Annotated in this window: 13 protein-coding genes; 12 read left to right on the plus strand and 1 reads right to left on the minus strand. The window is 36.7% G+C overall.

What is annotated here, in order from left to right; translation table 11 throughout:
* Positions 1-173: 173 nt before the first annotated feature.
* The 6 genes from ACMX9J_RS00330 (at position 174) to ACMX9J_RS00355 (ending at position 7,297) form a co-directional block, all read left to right on the plus strand.
* A complete protein-coding gene (locus ACMX9J_RS00330; protein ID WP_028413707.1) occupies positions 174-1,388 on the plus strand; it encodes a cystathionine gamma-synthase family protein in 1,215 nt (404 codons plus the stop codon).
* 232 nt (positions 1,389-1,620) lie between these two features.
* Entirely contained in the window at positions 1,621-2,193 is a 573-nt protein-coding gene (locus tag ACMX9J_RS00335) for an HTH-type transcriptional regulator Hpr (RefSeq protein WP_033578720.1), read from the plus strand.
* 194 nt (positions 2,194-2,387) lie between these two features.
* Entirely contained in the window at positions 2,388-3,485 is a 1,098-nt protein-coding gene (locus ACMX9J_RS00340) for a GerAB/ArcD/ProY family transporter (protein WP_251440569.1), read from the plus strand.
* The gene (locus ACMX9J_RS00345) at positions 3,472-4,995 is read left to right on the plus strand and encodes a spore germination protein (RefSeq protein WP_176344190.1); all 1,524 of its coding nucleotides are present in this window, start codon (positions 3,472-3,474) and stop codon (positions 4,993-4,995) included. Before ACMX9J_RS00340 ends, ACMX9J_RS00345 begins: the two co-directional genes overlap by 14 nt.
* Positions 4,995-6,155 (plus strand): Ger(x)C family spore germination protein, encoded by a 1,161-nt coding sequence (locus ACMX9J_RS00350; RefSeq protein WP_416225296.1) that lies wholly within the window; start codon positions 4,995-4,997, stop codon positions 6,153-6,155. The genes ACMX9J_RS00345 and ACMX9J_RS00350 overlap by 1 nt, the downstream gene beginning before the upstream one ends.
* Before the next feature lie 107 nt (positions 6,156-6,262).
* Positions 6,263-7,297: a DUF3231 family protein gene (locus ACMX9J_RS00355; RefSeq protein ID WP_045289484.1), complete on the plus strand. Its 1,035-nt coding sequence runs from the start codon at positions 6,263-6,265 to the stop codon at positions 7,295-7,297.
* A gap of 59 nt (positions 7,298-7,356) precedes the next feature.
* On the opposite strand, the gene garD is transcribed toward ACMX9J_RS00355, so the two are convergent.
* Positions 7,357-8,892 carry a galactarate dehydratase gene (gene garD, locus ACMX9J_RS00360; RefSeq protein WP_045289483.1) on the minus strand — a complete coding sequence of 512 codons (1,536 nt, stop codon included), beginning with the start codon at positions 8,890-8,892 and terminating at the stop codon, positions 7,357-7,359.
* A 213-nt stretch (positions 8,893-9,105) separates the two neighbouring features.
* Here garD and ACMX9J_RS00365 point away from each other — a divergent pair, with 213 nt between their 5' ends.
* The 6 genes from ACMX9J_RS00365 to ACMX9J_RS00390 all read left to right on the plus strand — a co-directional run bounded on the left by ACMX9J_RS00365 (position 9,106) and on the right by ACMX9J_RS00390 (position 17,449).
* Positions 9,106-11,025: a sigma 54-interacting transcriptional regulator gene (locus ACMX9J_RS00365; protein WP_176344189.1), complete on the plus strand. Its 1,920-nt coding sequence runs from the start codon at positions 9,106-9,108 to the stop codon at positions 11,023-11,025.
* Between the two features lie 156 nt (positions 11,026-11,181).
* Positions 11,182-12,114, plus strand: a complete 933-nt coding sequence (gene kdgD, locus ACMX9J_RS00370) for a 5-dehydro-4-deoxyglucarate dehydratase (protein WP_176344188.1) — start codon at positions 11,182-11,184, stop codon at positions 12,112-12,114.
* A gap of 39 nt (positions 12,115-12,153) precedes the next feature.
* Entirely contained in the window at positions 12,154-13,620 is a 1,467-nt protein-coding gene (gucD, locus tag ACMX9J_RS00375; protein WP_154989004.1) for an alpha-ketoglutaric semialdehyde dehydrogenase GucD, read from the plus strand.
* Positions 13,621-13,739: 119 nt separating this feature from the next.
* Positions 13,740-15,113: an MFS transporter gene (locus ACMX9J_RS00380; RefSeq protein WP_154989606.1), complete on the plus strand. Its 1,374-nt coding sequence runs from the start codon at positions 13,740-13,742 to the stop codon at positions 15,111-15,113.
* Positions 15,114-15,149: 36 nt separating this feature from the next.
* Positions 15,150-16,523, plus strand: a complete 1,374-nt coding sequence (gene gudD, locus ACMX9J_RS00385) for a glucarate dehydratase (protein WP_416225297.1) — start codon at positions 15,150-15,152, stop codon at positions 16,521-16,523.
* A 221-nt stretch (positions 16,524-16,744) separates the two neighbouring features.
* Positions 16,745-17,449 (plus strand): FadR/GntR family transcriptional regulator, encoded by a 705-nt coding sequence (locus ACMX9J_RS00390; protein WP_154989000.1) that lies wholly within the window; start codon positions 16,745-16,747, stop codon positions 17,447-17,449.
* Positions 17,450-17,660 lie beyond the last annotated feature (211 nt).

Consider the following 17,660-nt stretch of genomic DNA (forward strand, 5'->3'; position numbering starts at 1 on the left):
CTATTTGTTCGTCGTTAGATTGAATTGCTTTCGTTATATCTCGATCTTTTTTAAATTTAATGAGGAGTGTACGTATATTTTATTATCAGATTATTCTGTACTATATACAGTATATTGTATACAATATATAATTTAATCAATATCTAATTAACAAAACCAGAGGTGATGAGTGAATGACAGACAAACAGTTTAAAAATGTACAAGACGGAACAAAAGCGGTATGGGCAGGAGAAAAAGAATCGCTTGCTTACAATGCCACTCAAGTTCCCGTCGTCTTCAGCGTAGCTTACAATTATGATGATGTAGACGAATGGCAAGAAGTTGCGTTAGGAAACAAACCAGGCTATACGTATAATCGCATGAGTAATCCTACGGTTAAAGCTTTTGAAGAAAAAGTAAGGATACTCGAAGAAGCAGAAGAAGCGGTCGCATTTTCTTCCGGCATGGCGGCTATTAGCAGCACATTATACACGTTTTTAAAACCCGGAGACCGAGTCGTATCGGTAAAAGATACATATGGAGGAACAAACAAAATCTTCACTGAGTTTCTTCCTAACATTGGAGTGGATGTAACCTTATGTAATACGGGAAATCATGAAGAAATTGAAGCGGAAGTAAATAAAGGATGTAAAGTGCTGTATTTAGAGTCACCTACAAATCCTACGATGAAAATTATTGATATTGAAAGAATAGCGAAAGCAGGGAAATCGGTAGGGGCAGTGGTCATTATTGATAATACGTTTGCGACACCAATTAACCAAAACCCTCTTCAATTAGGAGTAGATCTTGTCATTCACAGCGCCACAAAATTTTTAAGCGGACATGCGGATGCCTTAGGAGGAGTAGTATGCGGCTCTAAAGAATTAATACAGCATGTGTATCACTACCGTGAGATCAATGGCGCGACCATGGACCCTATGTCAGCGTATCTTATTTTAAGAGGAATGAAGACGTTAAAATTACGTATACGTCAACAAGAACGAAGCGCTTTGGAAATTGCTAAATTTCTTCAAAAGAAAGAAGCGGTTGAAGCCGTCTATTATCCTGGATTGGAAACACACCCTCATCATCATATTGCCAAAAAACAAATGAAAGGCTTTGGCGGAATATTAAGCTTTGTGTTAAAAGGAGAAATGGAAGCTATTAAAATTTTGCTACCAAAGTTAACGTATGCAAATAAAGCCGGTAATTTAGGAGCGGTTGAAACGATTTACGGTCCGGCAAGAACGACTAGTCACGTAGAATGTACGCTTGAAGAACGTAAAGCTCTTGGAATATCCGAAGGACTGGTTCGCATATCTGTAGGAATTGAAGATACGGAAGATTTAATTGCAGACTTAGAACAAGCATTTGCTCACTTAGAATCTGCATCACCTATTAGTAATTAAAAAGACATGTATTACTTTTTTAAATAAAAATAAGGTAAGCAACTCTTTTTAGTTGGTAGACGTTTCTTCAAAATTGCAGAGATATTGTGGAATAAAGCTGAGAAATTAAACTGCACGTGTATTTTTCCGTCTGATTTTGTAGGTATACTGATAAATTAGATGGAATAAAAATGTTTTTACACGCTTTAAAAATAAACTAACTTACAATAGCCTACAAATAAGGAATGATAGTATGTCGAAACAAGAAAATGAATACACAATAAAAGATGCATCATTGTTTGGATTTAAATTAATGCAGGTAAGTAAAGCCATCTGGCGAGCTGCAGAAGATGATTGGGAGCAATGGGTGAAACCTTATGGTCTGAATGTAAATGAGCATCATATTTTATGTTTGGCTAGCAGCACGGGAGAAATCTCTATGTCAGAGTTAGCTAACTTAGGCGCTATGCATATCTCTACAGCATTTAATTTTTCGAAAAAATTAGAAAATCAAGGATGCCTTCATTTATCCAAAAGGGAAAATGATAAAAGAAATACCTACATCAAACTGACTGAAAAGGGAGAACAATTATTGCTTGACACGCTCAAAGGGTATGAACCACATAACAGTAAGGTGTGCAAAGGCGCACTTCCTTTAAAAACGTTATACGGAAAATTTCCCGATTTTCCAGAGCTCGTAACCGTTGTTCGTCACGTTTGCGGCGGCGACCTAGTGACCGTTGCTGATCAACCTTTTGTGAATATAGAAGAAGCGGGAATAGAAGAAAATGAAGATAAGAAAGAAGTCCAGCTAACTAGTAATTGAACGCGCTGAATAATGGGCAGAGAATAGGGCTTCGTGAAAATAAGTGAATAACAGACCGAGCTGTTTTATCCGTGAGAAACTTCACGTATAAAACAGCTCTTTTTTATTTTGTGAATAATGATTCTCCATTATATTATGAGAAATTTAGGATAAGCTACCAGTAGTAAATTTACCGGAGAGAAGGAGTGGTTACCATGAATAAGTCAGACTCAATTTCTGTTTTTCAGCTGATCCTTCTTTCGATGACGTTTATTGGCTTAAAAACTCATGTGATGCTTATATCTCCATTAATTAAAACGGCAGGGCGCGATGCTTGGATCACTGTTCTTCTTACTTGTCTTTTAACACTCATATGGGTTCCTTTACTCGTATATGTAAATAAAAAAACAAACGGCGAACATCTTTTTCAATGGATGAAAAAACATATGAATAAGTCATTTACCAACGTCGTTATTTTTCTTATAATCGCTTATTTGGCCATTATGGAAATTGCCACCTTACGAGAGACGATTACGTGGATCAATATTATTTTTCTTCAGCGAACACCTTTAATTATACTCATTTTACTATTTGGTTTTACCTGTTGCTTACTTGCCGCTACGAGCATGAGAACGATTAGTATTGTAAACGTGTTTCTTTTATTTTTTATTGTACTATTAGGTTTTTTTGTTTCTTTTACAAACTTTCAATTTAAAGATTATTCTTTATTGCAGCCTGTTTTAGAAAATGGCTATTTTCCGGTTATTAAAAGTATTGTATTTCAAGGATCAGGGATGGTAGAGCTGCTGCTGCTGCTTTTCTTGCAGCACAAAGTACCGCAGCCTATACGCTATAAGCATTTAGCGGTGGCAGGAATTCTCTTAACGGGCCTTACAATTGGGCCTCTTATTGGGGCAATTACTGAATTTGGTCCTGTAGAAGCCTCTAAGCAACGTTTCCCTCCCTATGAAGAATGGGGAATTGCATCACTTGGAAAGTTTATAGAGCATATCGACTTTTTATCTATTTATCAGTGGCTGTCGGGTACCTTCATCCGCATTTCGACCTTTCTTTTTATTATGAAAGAATTAGTTCCATTTCAAAAAGGCCACAAAAGGTTTCTTTTACTCATTTTAGTGGTTATCACTGTATGCACGCTGGCTCCTATAACAGACTTTACTTTTTCAAATCTTTTATTTTTTACAATCATACCGGCTACTTTCTGGCTGTTTGTTGCTTTTTCTCTTTTCTTAGTAGTCATAGTCTTTCTAATTTCTCATAAAACAAGGAGGGATAAAAGTGGAATTTTTTAAGAAGCAAAAAGACTACAGCTCTAAAAAACAAGAGAGCGAAAGTCTTTTAAAAGAAAGTTCTTCTCGTTCTCAGATCATCAATGAGCGTACGTTAAGAGATTTATTTGGAAAATGCGGCGATATTAACTTCGAGACCGTTTATTTTTATAACAAACGAGTGCTTATGATTTATTGTACCGGTTTAGTGAGTACGGAAATGCTATATGGAATGATCCCTAAAAGATTAGAGGAATGCTGCGCTAAGCTAGAGGGGGAAGTAGAAGGAGACCAGATCATAAAATTATTAAACCTTCCCTCAGTTTCTATCGTTCAAAATGAAGAACAGGCAGTTTCGGAAATTTTTTCTGGGAAATTATTCATTGATTTTGGATTACCGAACGCTGTTGTGTCTATCGATATTTCTGACCGTCCTCAAAGAAGTCCAGAAGAAACGAAAAATGAAGTAACCATATTGGGTCCTAGAGATAATTTTATTGAAGACTTACCTGTGAATATTGCTTTAATTCGTAAGCGTCTTAAATCGGTTTCCTTGTTAACAAAATCTTTAGAAATTGGAAAACGAACAAAAACAAAAGTAAGCATTTTATACATGGAAGACGTAGCTGACAAGAAGATACTTGACGAAATTATGGAGAAGTTAGGGAATATCGATATCGACGGTATTTTCAGCGGAACACAGCTAGAAGAGCTCATTAATAAAAATCCGTATAGCTTTTTTCCTCGCCACGCTTATACAGGGAGGCCTGATTTTGCGGTTCAATCTCTGTTAAATGGCCGGTTCATTATATTAATTGATGGCACTTCATATGCGTATGTTACACCTATTAACCTTTTTTACTTATTAAAAGGATCTGAGGATAAAGAAAATACATATTTATACAGCTCTTTTGAGCGTATTCTTCGAATCTTCGGCCTTTCTATCGCTGCTTTTTTGCCCGGTTTTTGGGTTGCAATGACGGCTTTTCATCAAAATCAGCTTCCGCTCAGCTTATTAGCTACGATTGTTGAAGCAAGAAGAGGTGTCCCGTTTCCTACCTCTCTTGAAGCAATATTAATGCTTCTTTTATTTGAATTGTTTCGAGAGGCAGGATTTAGACTCCCGACTTCTGTCGGGCAGACACTCAGTGTAATCGGAGGGCTTATTATCGGTGATGCAGCCATTAGAGCCGGTTTAACAAGTCCTGCCATGCTGGTTGTCATTGCAGGCTCTACGATTGCTACCTTTACGCTAGCAAATCAGTCCCTTATAGGAACAATTTCACTGATCCGCTTTTTTAGTATTATCTGTGTTAGCATTTTAGGTTTTTTTGGCTTTTTTATTTCCATCTTTTTAGTCATGATCTATATTACAAACATTCGAACGTTTGGTGTGCCATATTTCGAATTAGCAACCCGATTAGATGCGAAAAATATTTTAAAATCTCTCTTCCGCCTGCCCGAAAGTAAAAAAGCAACGAGAGCTAGTATGCTTAACCCCAGCGATTCCACCCGCGAAGAAGGAGGAAGTTAGTGAAAAGGACCATAAGGAACTTACTTATACTTGCTATGAGCTCTTTTTTATTGTTTCTTTCGGGGTGCTGGGATACGAATGAACCGGAACAAATGGTATACGCACAGGGCATGGGGGTAGATTTTAAAGATAATCGTTACGTTCTTTACCTGCAGACAATCAATTTAAGTTTATTGGCAAAATCTGAGGCAAGCGGTGCTGGCGCGGGTCAAGTCAAAGTAGAAGTTGGCTACGCAACAGGAAAAACCATTGATGAAGCTATTTTTAGATATTATCAAATTTCTCAGCGCAGAATCTTTTTTGGGCACTTAGCTTTCCTTGTTCTAACGGACGATGCGTTAAAGCATGGTGCTGTCAAATCTGCGGTGGACTTTTTAGATCGTTATCGGGAAACGAGATATAACATTTGGATGTATGCTACGAAAAGCCCTTTGAAAAAAATGCTGTTAGCTACGCCGATGTTCGAAGTATCGAATGCTCTTTCTCGCTTGAGCGATCCTAAAGTGATTTTCAAGCAAAACTCCTTTATTCCACCAGTTGATTTAAGAGAGCTCATTATCCATCTTAATGAACCAAGTCACGAAGTAAACATCCCTCTAGTTCAGACTAAAGAACATTTAACAACGGATCAAAAAAGTGAAACAGCTATTCAAGTAAACGGAGCAGTGGCTATTACATCGTCTGAATTAAAAGGAGTTTTTTCTGAAAATAAAATCAAAGGGCTTAGATGGATAACTGATGAATTTGTACGAGCTGGTTTACGGGTAAGGCTACCTGATCATTCGGATATTGATCTTGTGGTAGACAAGAAAAAAGTAAAGATCGAACCTGTTCTAAAAGGTAGTAATCTAACCTTTAATATAAAAGTTCGGGCAAAAGCAACGATTTTAGTTATGCCGCAGCACGAAAAACTATCAACTATAAAAAAAGAAGCTGAACAGAAAATTAAGAAACAAATTATTGAAACATACGCGCAAGGCTTAAGTATAAACAGCGATGTTTACAGGCTTTCTCATGTTCTTTACAAAAAAGAACTGCGTAAATGGAAAGCTGTTCAAAGCAACGGGGCCATTCCTCTAACAAAAGACTCAATAAACGTGAAGGTCAACGTACAGGTTAAGCACGGAAACAAACAGCGAATAGGTCCGACTATAGATTAAAATACTGAAAACCTGCATTTCTCACCTAATAATGTTAAATCAAAAGTGTAAGAATAGATAAAATAGAAAAGACCGACCTAAAAACAAATCGAATTAGGAGATTATAAATGGAAACAATCAAACCAACTAAAATAGGTTCAAAAAAAACAAGCGTGAAAGAGAAATTAACAGCCCCCGAAATGGGTAAACTTTGGGCAACCTATATGGGCAACAGTATGTCTTCATATATTTTAAGTTATTTTCTTGAACACGTTGAAGATCCGGATATAAAAAAGCTGTTACAACATGCAAAAGGTTTAACGGAAGAATTTCAAAGTAACGTAAAAGACATTTTCACAAAAGAGAATGTGCCAATTCCGTATGGATTTACGCAAGAAGACGTGAACCTAGGTGCTCCAAAGCTGTTTGAAGATGAATTTTACGTGCATTATTTAAAATATGCTGCTAAAGCGGGTTTAAGCATTTACAGTATTGCACTGCCGCTAATGTATAGAGAAGATGTAAAGACACTTTTAACGTATTGTATGAAAGCAACAATGGAATTGATGGAGCAAATAAAGGCAATCTTAATGGATAAAGGATTTATTATTAAGCCGCCAATTATTCCCGCACCAGAAAAAGTGAACATCGCTACTACTCATTATTTAAGCGGGTTTATAGGAGATGTTCGACCTTTGCACGCATTAGAAATTGCTCATCTGTATGATAACATCGAGAATAATGTGACAAGCAAAGCCTTAATTTTGGCATTTAGTCAAGTTGTTAAAAGTGAAAAAATTCGTGCATTATTTGTAAAAGGCGAAGATCTGACAAATAAAGCGGTAGAACGCTATGTTGAAAAGCTTCATCTAGATAATTTACCAGCGCCATCTTTTCTTGATCATTTAATTACTACTTCGACTTTTTCACCATTTTCCGATAAATTAATGCTGTTTCACAAAATGGATATGTTCTCAATGAAAATGAGGGCTTTTGGAAATTCGGTAGCCGTCAATGGAAGACATGATTTGGCGCTGTTATATGGAAAATCAATGACAAATATCTCGAGGTTTGTAAAAGATGCAGCGGATATTATGATGGAAAACGGCTGGATGGAAACACCACCGGCAGCCGTAGATAGAAATCATTTAAACTCCAACTAGTTACTCAACGCGTCATAAAACAACGAGAACCATTTTAGAAACAGGTTCTCGTTATGTTGTTAAGTTAAAGGAGCAGGGTTAAAAAGACATAAATCATTATGCAGCCCCCAATAATCACTCCACGTTTTCTTATGGCCGCTTGCTATTTCTATAATTAAGTGAAAAAGTTCCCAACCCACCTCCTCAATGGTTGCCTCTCCTTGTGCTATTCTTCCTGCATCTAAATCTATTAAATCATCCCATTGCTCAGTTAATGAACTTCTAGTAGATACTTTAAGAACAGGTGCCATTGCCAGGCCATATGGAGTTCCTCTCCCTGTTGTGAAAATATGCATGTTCATCCCAGAAGCTAACTGTAATGTTCCGCATACAAAATCACTCGCCGGAGTTGCTGCATAGATTAAGCCTTTTTTAGTCGGCTTTTCTCCAGGCGATAAAACTTCGACGATTGGAGTTGTTCCTGCTTTAGCTATAGAGCCAAGTGCTTTTTCTACTACGTTTACAAGTCCGCCTTTTTTATTTCCAGGTGAAGGATTTGCACTTCTATCAGCTTCGCCTCTTTTTAAATATTGATCATACCAGCTCATTTCATTAATTAGAGATTGACCGACTTCTTCATTAATTGTTCGTGGCGTTAACAAATGAATAGCATCTCGAACTTCAGTAACTTCAGAAAATAAAACAGTAGCGCCTGCTCTTACTAGTAAATCTGCCGCATATCCAACTGCTGGATTGGCGGTAACACCGGAAAAGGCATCGCTTCCTCCACATTGTAAACCTACCGTTAAATCAGATAGGGGGCAGGTTACGCGCGTCCTATTATTTAGCTTAATTAATTTTTCCTCTGCCATCTCTATGATTGTAGCAACCATTTGCTTAAAGCCGGCCTGGTCCTGCAAACGTGTTATATTTCCTGAATCCTCCTGGGGAATCAAACGTTCAGGAAGAAGCTTTTCACACCCTAAGCCAACTACTAAAACTTCACCCCCGAAATTTGGATGGGTAGAAAGATTTTGTAATGTACGAATCGGAATGACGGCATCCGGTGCATTAATGGCAACTCCGCAGCCATAATTATGAGTTAAAGCTACTACATCATCTACATTTGGATAAGAAGGAAGAAGCTCTGTTTTGATTTTTTTAACCGCATAATCAAGTACTCCTGCTACACATTGAACACTTGTCGAAATCCCAAGTATATTTTTTGTTCCAACACTTCCATTTATATTTTTATAGCCTTCAAATGTGTAACCTTCTAAAGGAGGTAAAGGGGCAAAAACTTTAGTTTCCAAAGGCAACTTTTCTAAAATAGGAGGATCAGGCAGGGTAACATATGATTCTTTTACCCAAGTTCCCTGAGAAATTGGTGAGGAAGCAGTTCCAATAATTTCTCCATAACGAATAATTTTGTCATCTTTCTCAAAGTTTCTTAATGAAACTTTATGCCCTTGAGGGATATATTCTTTTAACTCTAACCCAGATGGAAACACAGTTCCTTTCGGCAATCCTTTTGAGTTTACAATAGTAGCAACATTATCGTTTTCATTTACTTTGATATAAAGGGGTTTTTCCGTTTGATTGATTTGCAAAGACATGATTCATCTCTCCTTAATCGCTTTTAATTTCTTTCTAAACATGTTCATCTTTATTTATTGCAATAAGCATGCCAAGTGCTTTAACGGGTAAAAAAGCCTTTATATCGAATAAAAGTGATGAAATATACAACAATTGTTGTACATAAAGCAACAATTGTTGTGTCAATGCGTTATAATAACTAGAATATTCTAACTAATAAGGAGGGAACGAATATGTCAAAAATTGCTTTTATTGCTCCAGATAAACAACTGTTTTTACAAGGGAGAAGAGTAATTCAAGAGTTAGGATTACAAGGAGAGGTTGAAATCTATCTTGCAAGGTTAAGTCGCGCCGTAAAACTCGCCAATAAATTAGAATCCAGTTGTGATGTTATCGTTTGCAGAGGAGGGACTGCAAGGTTAATTACTGATTCTGTAAGCAGAATTCCTCTAGTTGAAATTCCAATTACAGGACAAGATTTAGCTCAAGTCTTTTATAAAAGCAAGAAGGCAACAGGCTTAGAGAATCCTAAAGTGGCCATGCTCGCGTTTCAGAATATGAAAAATGATGTGGAAATTTTAGCAGATATTTTGGGTATCAACCTTTCTATTTATCCTCTTAATTCAGTTGAAGATATTCCAACTTGTATTGAGCAACTTTCTTCAGTAGAAACAGATATTGTTATTGGCGGAATGAAAACAACTACTTTATCGCTTAGGAAAGGCTTTAAGGCAATTCCTATTGAATCTGGAAACTCCGCTGTTAGAACAGCATTTTTAGAAGCTAAAAAGATTTCTTTAGGAAGAAAAATTGAAAAAGAGCGTTCCCAAACAGTTAAAGCCCTTATTGATTATTCTATACAAGGAATTATTAGTATTAATAGAAATAAAAAAGTAGAAGTATTTAATCATGCTGCTGAGCATTTACTAGAATTAAAAAGGCAAGAAGTGCTAGGAAAGCAGATCGATGCTGCTATGCCTTTTTTGCCTATTAAAAATTGTTTTGAAGGAGAAGAGCATCTAGGTATAATCAAAAAAATCAAAAATAAAAGTTTAATATTTAATATTGCTCCAATTAAAGTGGAGAAAGACATTATTGGAGCAATGATAACTTTTCAAGATATTACAAGTATTCAAGAAATGGAAGCTAAAATTAGAGGGGAAGTACTGTCAAGAAAGTTCGAGACACGCTACACATTTTCTGATATTTTAGGACATTCTAAGCATATTTGTGAAGCCAAACGGATTGGACAGACAGTGTCTTCGGTAGATGCAACCGTTCTAATTTATGGGGAGTCTGGCACTGGGAAAGAGTTATTTGCTCAGAGTATTCATGCAGAAAGTTTGCGGAAAAACGGTCCTTTTGTTGCTGTTAATTGTGCCGCCATTCCGCCTAATTTACTGGAAAGTGAGTTATTTGGATATGTAGAAGGGGCCTTTACTGGGGCGACCAGAAAAGGAAAGCAAGGTTTGTTTGAAATGGCGCATCGAGGAACGATTTTTCTGGATGAAATCTCTGAGATGGATACATATGGACAATCGCGCTTACTTAGAGTTTTACAAGAAAAACAGGTTATGCGCTTAGGTGATAATAAATATATTCCTGTAGATGTAAGAGTTATTGCAGCAACGAACAAAAATTTATTAAAAGTCGTAGAAAAAGGCGAATTTCGAGAGGATTTACTCTATAGGCTTAAGGTCTTAACTATAAATATTCCACCGCTCCGTAAAAGAAAAAATGATATTCGTTATCTTGCTCAGCATTTTTTAGTCTATTACACTAATCTCTATAAAAAGAAAAATATAGAAATTACAGAAAAAGCTTATTCACAATTAACTACCTATGAATGGAAAGGAAATGTAAGAGAATTAATGCATTTTATTGAAAGATTAGTAGTGATCAGTAAAAATAATGTAGTTTCGGCTCAGGATATGAAAGAGCAGCTAAATGAAAATGTTTTTGAAACAAATTACATCGGTGAAGAAGCGGAAACTAACAATCATCTTCGATCTGAAAAAGAGCAAATTTTGCTTACTCTAAGGGAAACCCATTCCAATATATCTCAAGCAGCTAAATTGTTGGGAATTGATCGAAGTACACTTTACCGTAAGTTGAGAAACTATGAAATTGAAATAAAAAAAGCGTATAAATAGAAACAAAACACACCTCTAACAAAGAGGTGTGTTTTGTTTCTATTTTAAAATCCTTTATTTAATAATTTAAGTTTATTTATTTTATTGACAAACAATTTAATTTGTCTTACAATAAAAATGTAAAAATTATCTGAAAATTTATAGGAGGATATGCATGTGAATATGAATAGAAAAGCACCTACAGGAATTTTAGGTTTCCCCGTTGCTCCCCTTAATAACCAAGGAAAATTAGATGAAAAAGCTTTAGAAACAAATATTCAATTTTTATTAGACGAAGGATTAGAGGCTATCTTCATCGCTTGCGGTTCAGGGGAATTTCAATCCTTAAATACAAAAGAATATACAGCAATGTTAGAAGTAGCTATATCTGTCGTCAACGGAAAAGTTCCCGTTTATACAGGTGTGGGCGGTAATCTTTCTACAGCTTTAGAGTGGGCTCGTATTTCAGAGGAAAAACAGGCAGACGGCTATTTAATTTTACCTCCATACTTAATTGAAGGTGAACAAGAAGGCCTTTACAACTATCTAAAAGCAATCATTGAGCATACACATTTAAACGCAATTGTTTATCAAAGAGACAATGCCATTTTACAGTTGCCAACTTTAGAAAAACTTACAGAATTAAACCAATTAGTAGGATTAAAAGACGGATATGGAAATATGGAATTAAATATAGAATTAACCCAGTCTTTAGGGAAACGACTAAGCTGGCTAAACGGAATGCCAATGGCTGAAGTAACGATGCCAGCATACGCTCCAATTGGATTTGATTCTTATTCGTCAGCAATATCTAACTATATTCCGCATATATCAAGAATGTTTTACAATGCTTTATTAAGTCATGATCAAGAGTTACTCAGTGAACTCTACCAAAATATAATTCTTCCAATTAACGATATTCGCAAGCAAAAAAAAGGATATGCTGTGTCATTAATCAAAGCAGGGATGGAAATTATAGGTTTACCTGTTATAGATACAGTGAGGCCTCCTATCGTTTCAGTAGATAAAGAACATTACGCACAGCTCGAAAGAATTTTAACACGAGCATTTGATCAATATCCTAAATCCTCTAAACAAGTTTTATCTTAATTAATAAAATGTAAACGCTTTATAAAAAGGAGAGTTCATATGAAAATTAGTGTTCAAAACAAACAATACTTAAATTTTATTAATGGAAAAGGCGTGCCATCATCGTCTCAAGAGATAATGGAAAGTCTAAACCCAGCCAATAAGAAAGAGGCTGTAGGATATGTACAAAAATCAACTCTTGAAGATTTAAATCTAGCGGTAAAAGCAGCTAAACAAGCTCAAGAAAAATGGAAGCGTTTGTCAGGCGCAGCTCGCGGACAGTACCTTCACAAAGCTGCGGATATTATGGAAAATAGACTAGATGAAATTGCAGAATGTGCTACACGTGAAATGGGAAAAACCTTGGCTGAAACAAAAGGAGAAACAGCTCGCGGAATAGCTATTCTTCGATACTATGCGGGAGAAGGTATGAGAAAAATGGGAGATGTAATTCCTTCTACCGATGCTGAAGCATTGATGTTTACATCTCGAGTGCCGTTAGGCGTTGTTGGAGTTATCACTCCATGGAACTTTCCTATTGCTATTCCTATATGGAAAATAGCTCCGGCACTTGTCTACGGAAACACTATCATAATTAAGCCAGCTACCGAAACAGCTATTACGTGTGCTAAGATTATCGAATGTTTTGAAGAAGCAGAAATTCCAGCGGGTGTAATAAACATGATTACGGGCTCTGGATCAATCATTGGTCAAGCTATTGCTGAACATCCAGAAATTAATGCTATTACATTTACAGGATCTGATCGAGTAGGTAAACAAATTGGTCAACAGGCTTTCGTTCGAGGAGCTAAATATCAGTTAGAAATGGGGGGGAAGAACCCGGTAATTGTAGCGGCGGATGCAGATTTAGATTTAGCAGTAGAAGGTACGATCAGCGGTGCATTCCGTTCCACAGGTCAAAAATGTACTGCGACTAGTCGGGTAATTGTTCAGCATGAGGTATATGAAAAATTCAAACAAAAACTATTAGCAAAAACGAAGGAGATTACCGTTGGAGAAGGGTTAAACGAAGACACGTGGATGGGACCATGTGCAAGCGAAAATCAGTTACAGACCGTATTGTCATATATTGAAAAAGGAAAAAGTGAAGGTGCAACTCTTTTATACGGAGGACGTCAGTTGACTGACGGGGAATATGAAAATGGATTTTACGTAGAACCTACTATTTTTGAAAACGTAGAATCGCATATGACGATATCACAAGAAGAAATTTTTGGCCCGGTAATAGCATTGATGAAAGTAGAATCCATCGAGGAAGCATTAGGACTAGCTAACGATGTTCAATATGGGCTAAGTGCTTCTATTTTCACTACAAATATTTCTCATATGCTTTCTTTTATTAATGAAATGGATGCTGGGCTTATTCGAATTAACTCGGAAAGCGCAGGTGTTGAACTTCAGGCACCTTTTGGAGGCATGAAACAATCAAGTTCTCACTCTAGAGAACAAGGGGAAGCTGCTAAAGAATTTTTCACAGCTATTAAAACTGTTTTTATAAAAAGTTAAATACCTTTATTGTGTTATGAACCTTTTATTCTCTTAGAAAGAAGGAAAACTCCTCCTTTCTAAGAGAGATAAACATAGAAAAAGAACAAAACAATAAGAGGGGGATGGAATAGGTGATTATGCAAGCTAAACCAAAACTGGAAGCGGGAAGCAGCAAGAAAAGCCATGTACGCTGGTTTGTCGTATTTATGCTTTTTGTTTTGACAACGATTAACTATGCAGATAGAGCGACACTGTCCATTGTAGGAGACTCTGTTCAAAAAGAATTAGGCTTAAATTCAGTTTCAATGGGGTATATTTTTTCAGCATTTGGATGGGCCTATGTAATTGGTCAGCTTCCTGGAGGTTGGTTCTTAGACAAATTCGGATCAAAGACAATCATTGCATGCAGTGTATTTTTTTGGTCTATTTTTACCTTTTTTCAAGGATTTATCGGCTTTTTTAGTGGCGGTGCTGCTATAATTATCTTATTTACGCTTCGTTTTATGGTTGGGTTAGCTGAAGCCCCTTCTTTTCCAGGAAATAGCCGTATTGTAGCGGCCTGGTTTCCAAAATCTGAACGTGGGACAGCCTCTGCGATTTTTAATTCGGCTCAGTATTTTGCACTAGTATTATTTTCGCCTATTATGGCATGGCTCACTCACAGGTTCGGCTGGCATTTTGTATTTATTATTATGGGTGTCTTAGGGGTAATCTTAGCTACTGTTTGGATGAAAGTGATCTACAGTCCAAGCAAACATCCTCGCATTACAAAAGAAGAGATAAATTATATCCAGCAGGGCGGCGGGCTCATTGATATGGATGATAAAAAAGTAGAAACAAAGAAAAATACCGGCCCGGGATGGAATCAAATTAAACAACTTCTTAAAAGCAGAATGTTGTTAGGTGTTTACATTGGGCAATATTGTATTACGACTCTCACTTATTTCTTTTTAACATGGTTTCCTGTTTATTTAGTTCAAGCACGCGGAATGTCAATTTTGGAAGCTGGATTTATTGCTTCCCTACCTGCCGTATGCGGATTTTTAGGAGGAGTGTTAGGGGGAATTGTATCTGATTTCTTTTTAAAAAGAGGTCGTTCATTAACTTTTGCACGTAAAACACCTATTGTTATTGGCATGTTGCTTTCTTGTAGCATGGTTGCTTGCAATTATGTAGATGCTGAATGGATTGTCGTAGTAATTATGTCACTTGCTTTTTTTGGAAAAGGCTTTGGAGCATTAGGATGGGCTGTTGTTGCTGACACTTCCCCTAAAGAAATAGCCGGTTTAAGCGGCGGACTTTTTAACACATTTGGAAACATTGCTTCTATTACAACACCTATTATTATTGGGTACATTGTCAATGCAACAGGCTCTTTTAATGGAGCATTGGTTTTTGTGGGCGCTAACGCTCTTGTAGCTATTCTCTGCTATCTTCTTTTAGTGGGAGAGATTAAACGAGTAGAACTAAAGAATATCCCCGCAAAGGATGAAAGTACGTTTAATATGTAAGCGGATACAATAAAACCTAAATTAGGAGTGGAAATCATGAACAATTATGTCCTTACAAATAGTGAAATTCAAAACGAAAAAAAGTCGACTACGCCTCAAATTATAGATATGCAGGTTATACCAGTGGCTGGGCATGATAGTATGCTGCTTAACCTCAGCGGTGCCCATAGTCCCTTTTTTACTCGAAATATTGTTATTTTAACAGACAGTACCGGAAGCACAGGGGTGGGAGAGGTACCTGGAGGTGAAAACATTCGTCAAACGCTTGAAGATGCGAAGACATTTGTAGTAGATCAATCAATCGGAAATTATAATAACATCTTAAATACAGTACGTAAAAAATTTGAAGATCGAGATATGGCAGGGCGAGGATTTCAAACATTCGATTTACGGACGACTATTCATGCTGTTACAGCGTTGGAGGCAGCGTTATTAGATTTAGTAGGAAAATTTCTTGATGTACCAGTTGCAGCATTATTAGGAGAAGGACAACAAAGAGAATATGTGAAAATGTTAGGTTATTTATTTTATATTGGAGATCGCAAAAAAACCGACTTGGACTATCTAAGTGGTGAAAATGAAAAAGTGGAGTGGTTCCGACTTCGTCATGAAGAAGCTCTGATTCCTGAAGCAATCGTAAAACTTGCACAGGCAGCTCATCAGCAGTATGGATTTAATGATTTTAAATTAAAAGGCGGTGTACTTCAAGGTGAGCAAGAAATAGAAGCGGTAGCAGCATTAGCTGAAAAATTCCCTGAAGCTCGAATTACCTTAGACCCCAACGGAGCTTGGTCTTTGGAAGAAGCCATTCAACTATGTAAAAATAAACATCATGTATTGGCCTATGCAGAAGACCCTTGCGGGAGCGAAAATGGATATTCAGCAAGAGAAACAATGGCGGAATTTCGGAGAGCAACTGGACTGCCAACTGCTACGAATATGATTGCTACAGACTGGCGTCAAATGGGGCACGCTATCCAGTTAAACGCTGTAGATATTCCTCTAGCAGATCCCCATTTTTGGACGATGCAAGGCTCAGTTCGTGTGGCTCAAATGTGTCATGATTGGGGTCTTACATGGGGATCACATTCAAATAATCATTTTGACATTTCACTGGCCATGTTTACTCATGTGGCTGCTGCCGCTCCTGGAAAAATAACGGCTATTGATACGCACTGGATTTGGCAAGATGGTCAGCGATTGACAAAAGATCCTTTTAAAATTGAGGGAGGAAGAGTAGCAGTACCTAAAAAACCAGGACTTGGCATAGAGGTGGATTTAGAACGAATCGAGCAAGCACATCAGCTATATAAGAAAATGCAATTAGGAGCACGTGATGATTCAAAAGCTATGCAGTATTTAATTAAAAATTGGAGCTTTGATAATAAACGTCCTTGTCTGGTACGTTAAAAATTTTTCAAAAATAATTATTTATAGGGTGCTTTTAGCTCGAACAGTTCTACGTCTTTGTTCGAGCTTCTGTTTTTATAATAACGAGCAGTTTAATACATACTCCTATGTAGATAAGAAATAAAAATAGTTAAGAAGTAGTGGTTGGTAATACATAAAAAGATGCTATATGATATAATTAGTCTTACAAATAAACAATATTCAGAAAAGGGTGGATGAAGATGAGTGGTTCGACGAAAAAAGTGTCATTTGAATCCGTTAATCGTAATACGCTAGCAAAACAAGTAGTCGATCGTATTATTCAGTTATTGGTCAGCGGGCAATTAAAGCCAGGAGATAAGCTGCCAACTGAAATGGAGTTATTAGACGTACTGAATGTAAGCCGCCCTGTATTGAGAGAAGCCTTGAGTGCATTAGAAGTACTTGGTGTAATTACACGAAAAACCCGTGGAGGTACGTATTTTAATAACAAAATAGGAGCACATCCTTTTTCCGTTATGTTAGCGTTATCAATAGATAATTTACCTGCGGTAGTGGAAGCGCGCATGGCACTAGAACTGGGCTTAGTAACCATGGCCGCGGAAAAAATAAACGATGATCAATTAAGACAGTTAAAAGAAACGATCGAAGACATAAAAAAGAGTGCAGATAACAATTACGGTGCAGCGGATAAGGAGTTCCATCGAATTATTGCTGTTAGCGCTGATAATCCAGTGGTAGAAGGTATGATTAATTCCTTACTCTTCACTCACGAAAAAACAGATAGGGAAATTACCTTTAGAGAACCAGAACTTACTGTAGAACATCATACTGCTATTTATAATGCGTTAGCTAATCATGACCCCGATGATGCATTCAAGAAAATGTATCATCATCTTAAATATGTGCGTGATAAAGTTCTTAAACAATATAATCCTAATAAATAAAAAAACACACAAAGCAGATGTAAAGAATTTGTTTTGTGTGTTTTTTTATGAAAGTATACATATGCATAAAGTAAGAAAGGGCATTTCTATTCTATAGAAGTGCTTTTTTGCTCTGTTATATATTATGTCTACTAAACTGGTATTCATTGTAGCTTAATATTTATGTGTATAAAAAACGCTATTTATTCGCTGCTCTTTATTTTAAAGAAAT

This window comes from Priestia sp. RMT2NF4 (assembly GCF_047872835.1).
GTDB lineage: Bacteria > Bacillota > Bacilli > Bacillales > Bacillaceae_H > Priestia > Priestia zanthoxyli.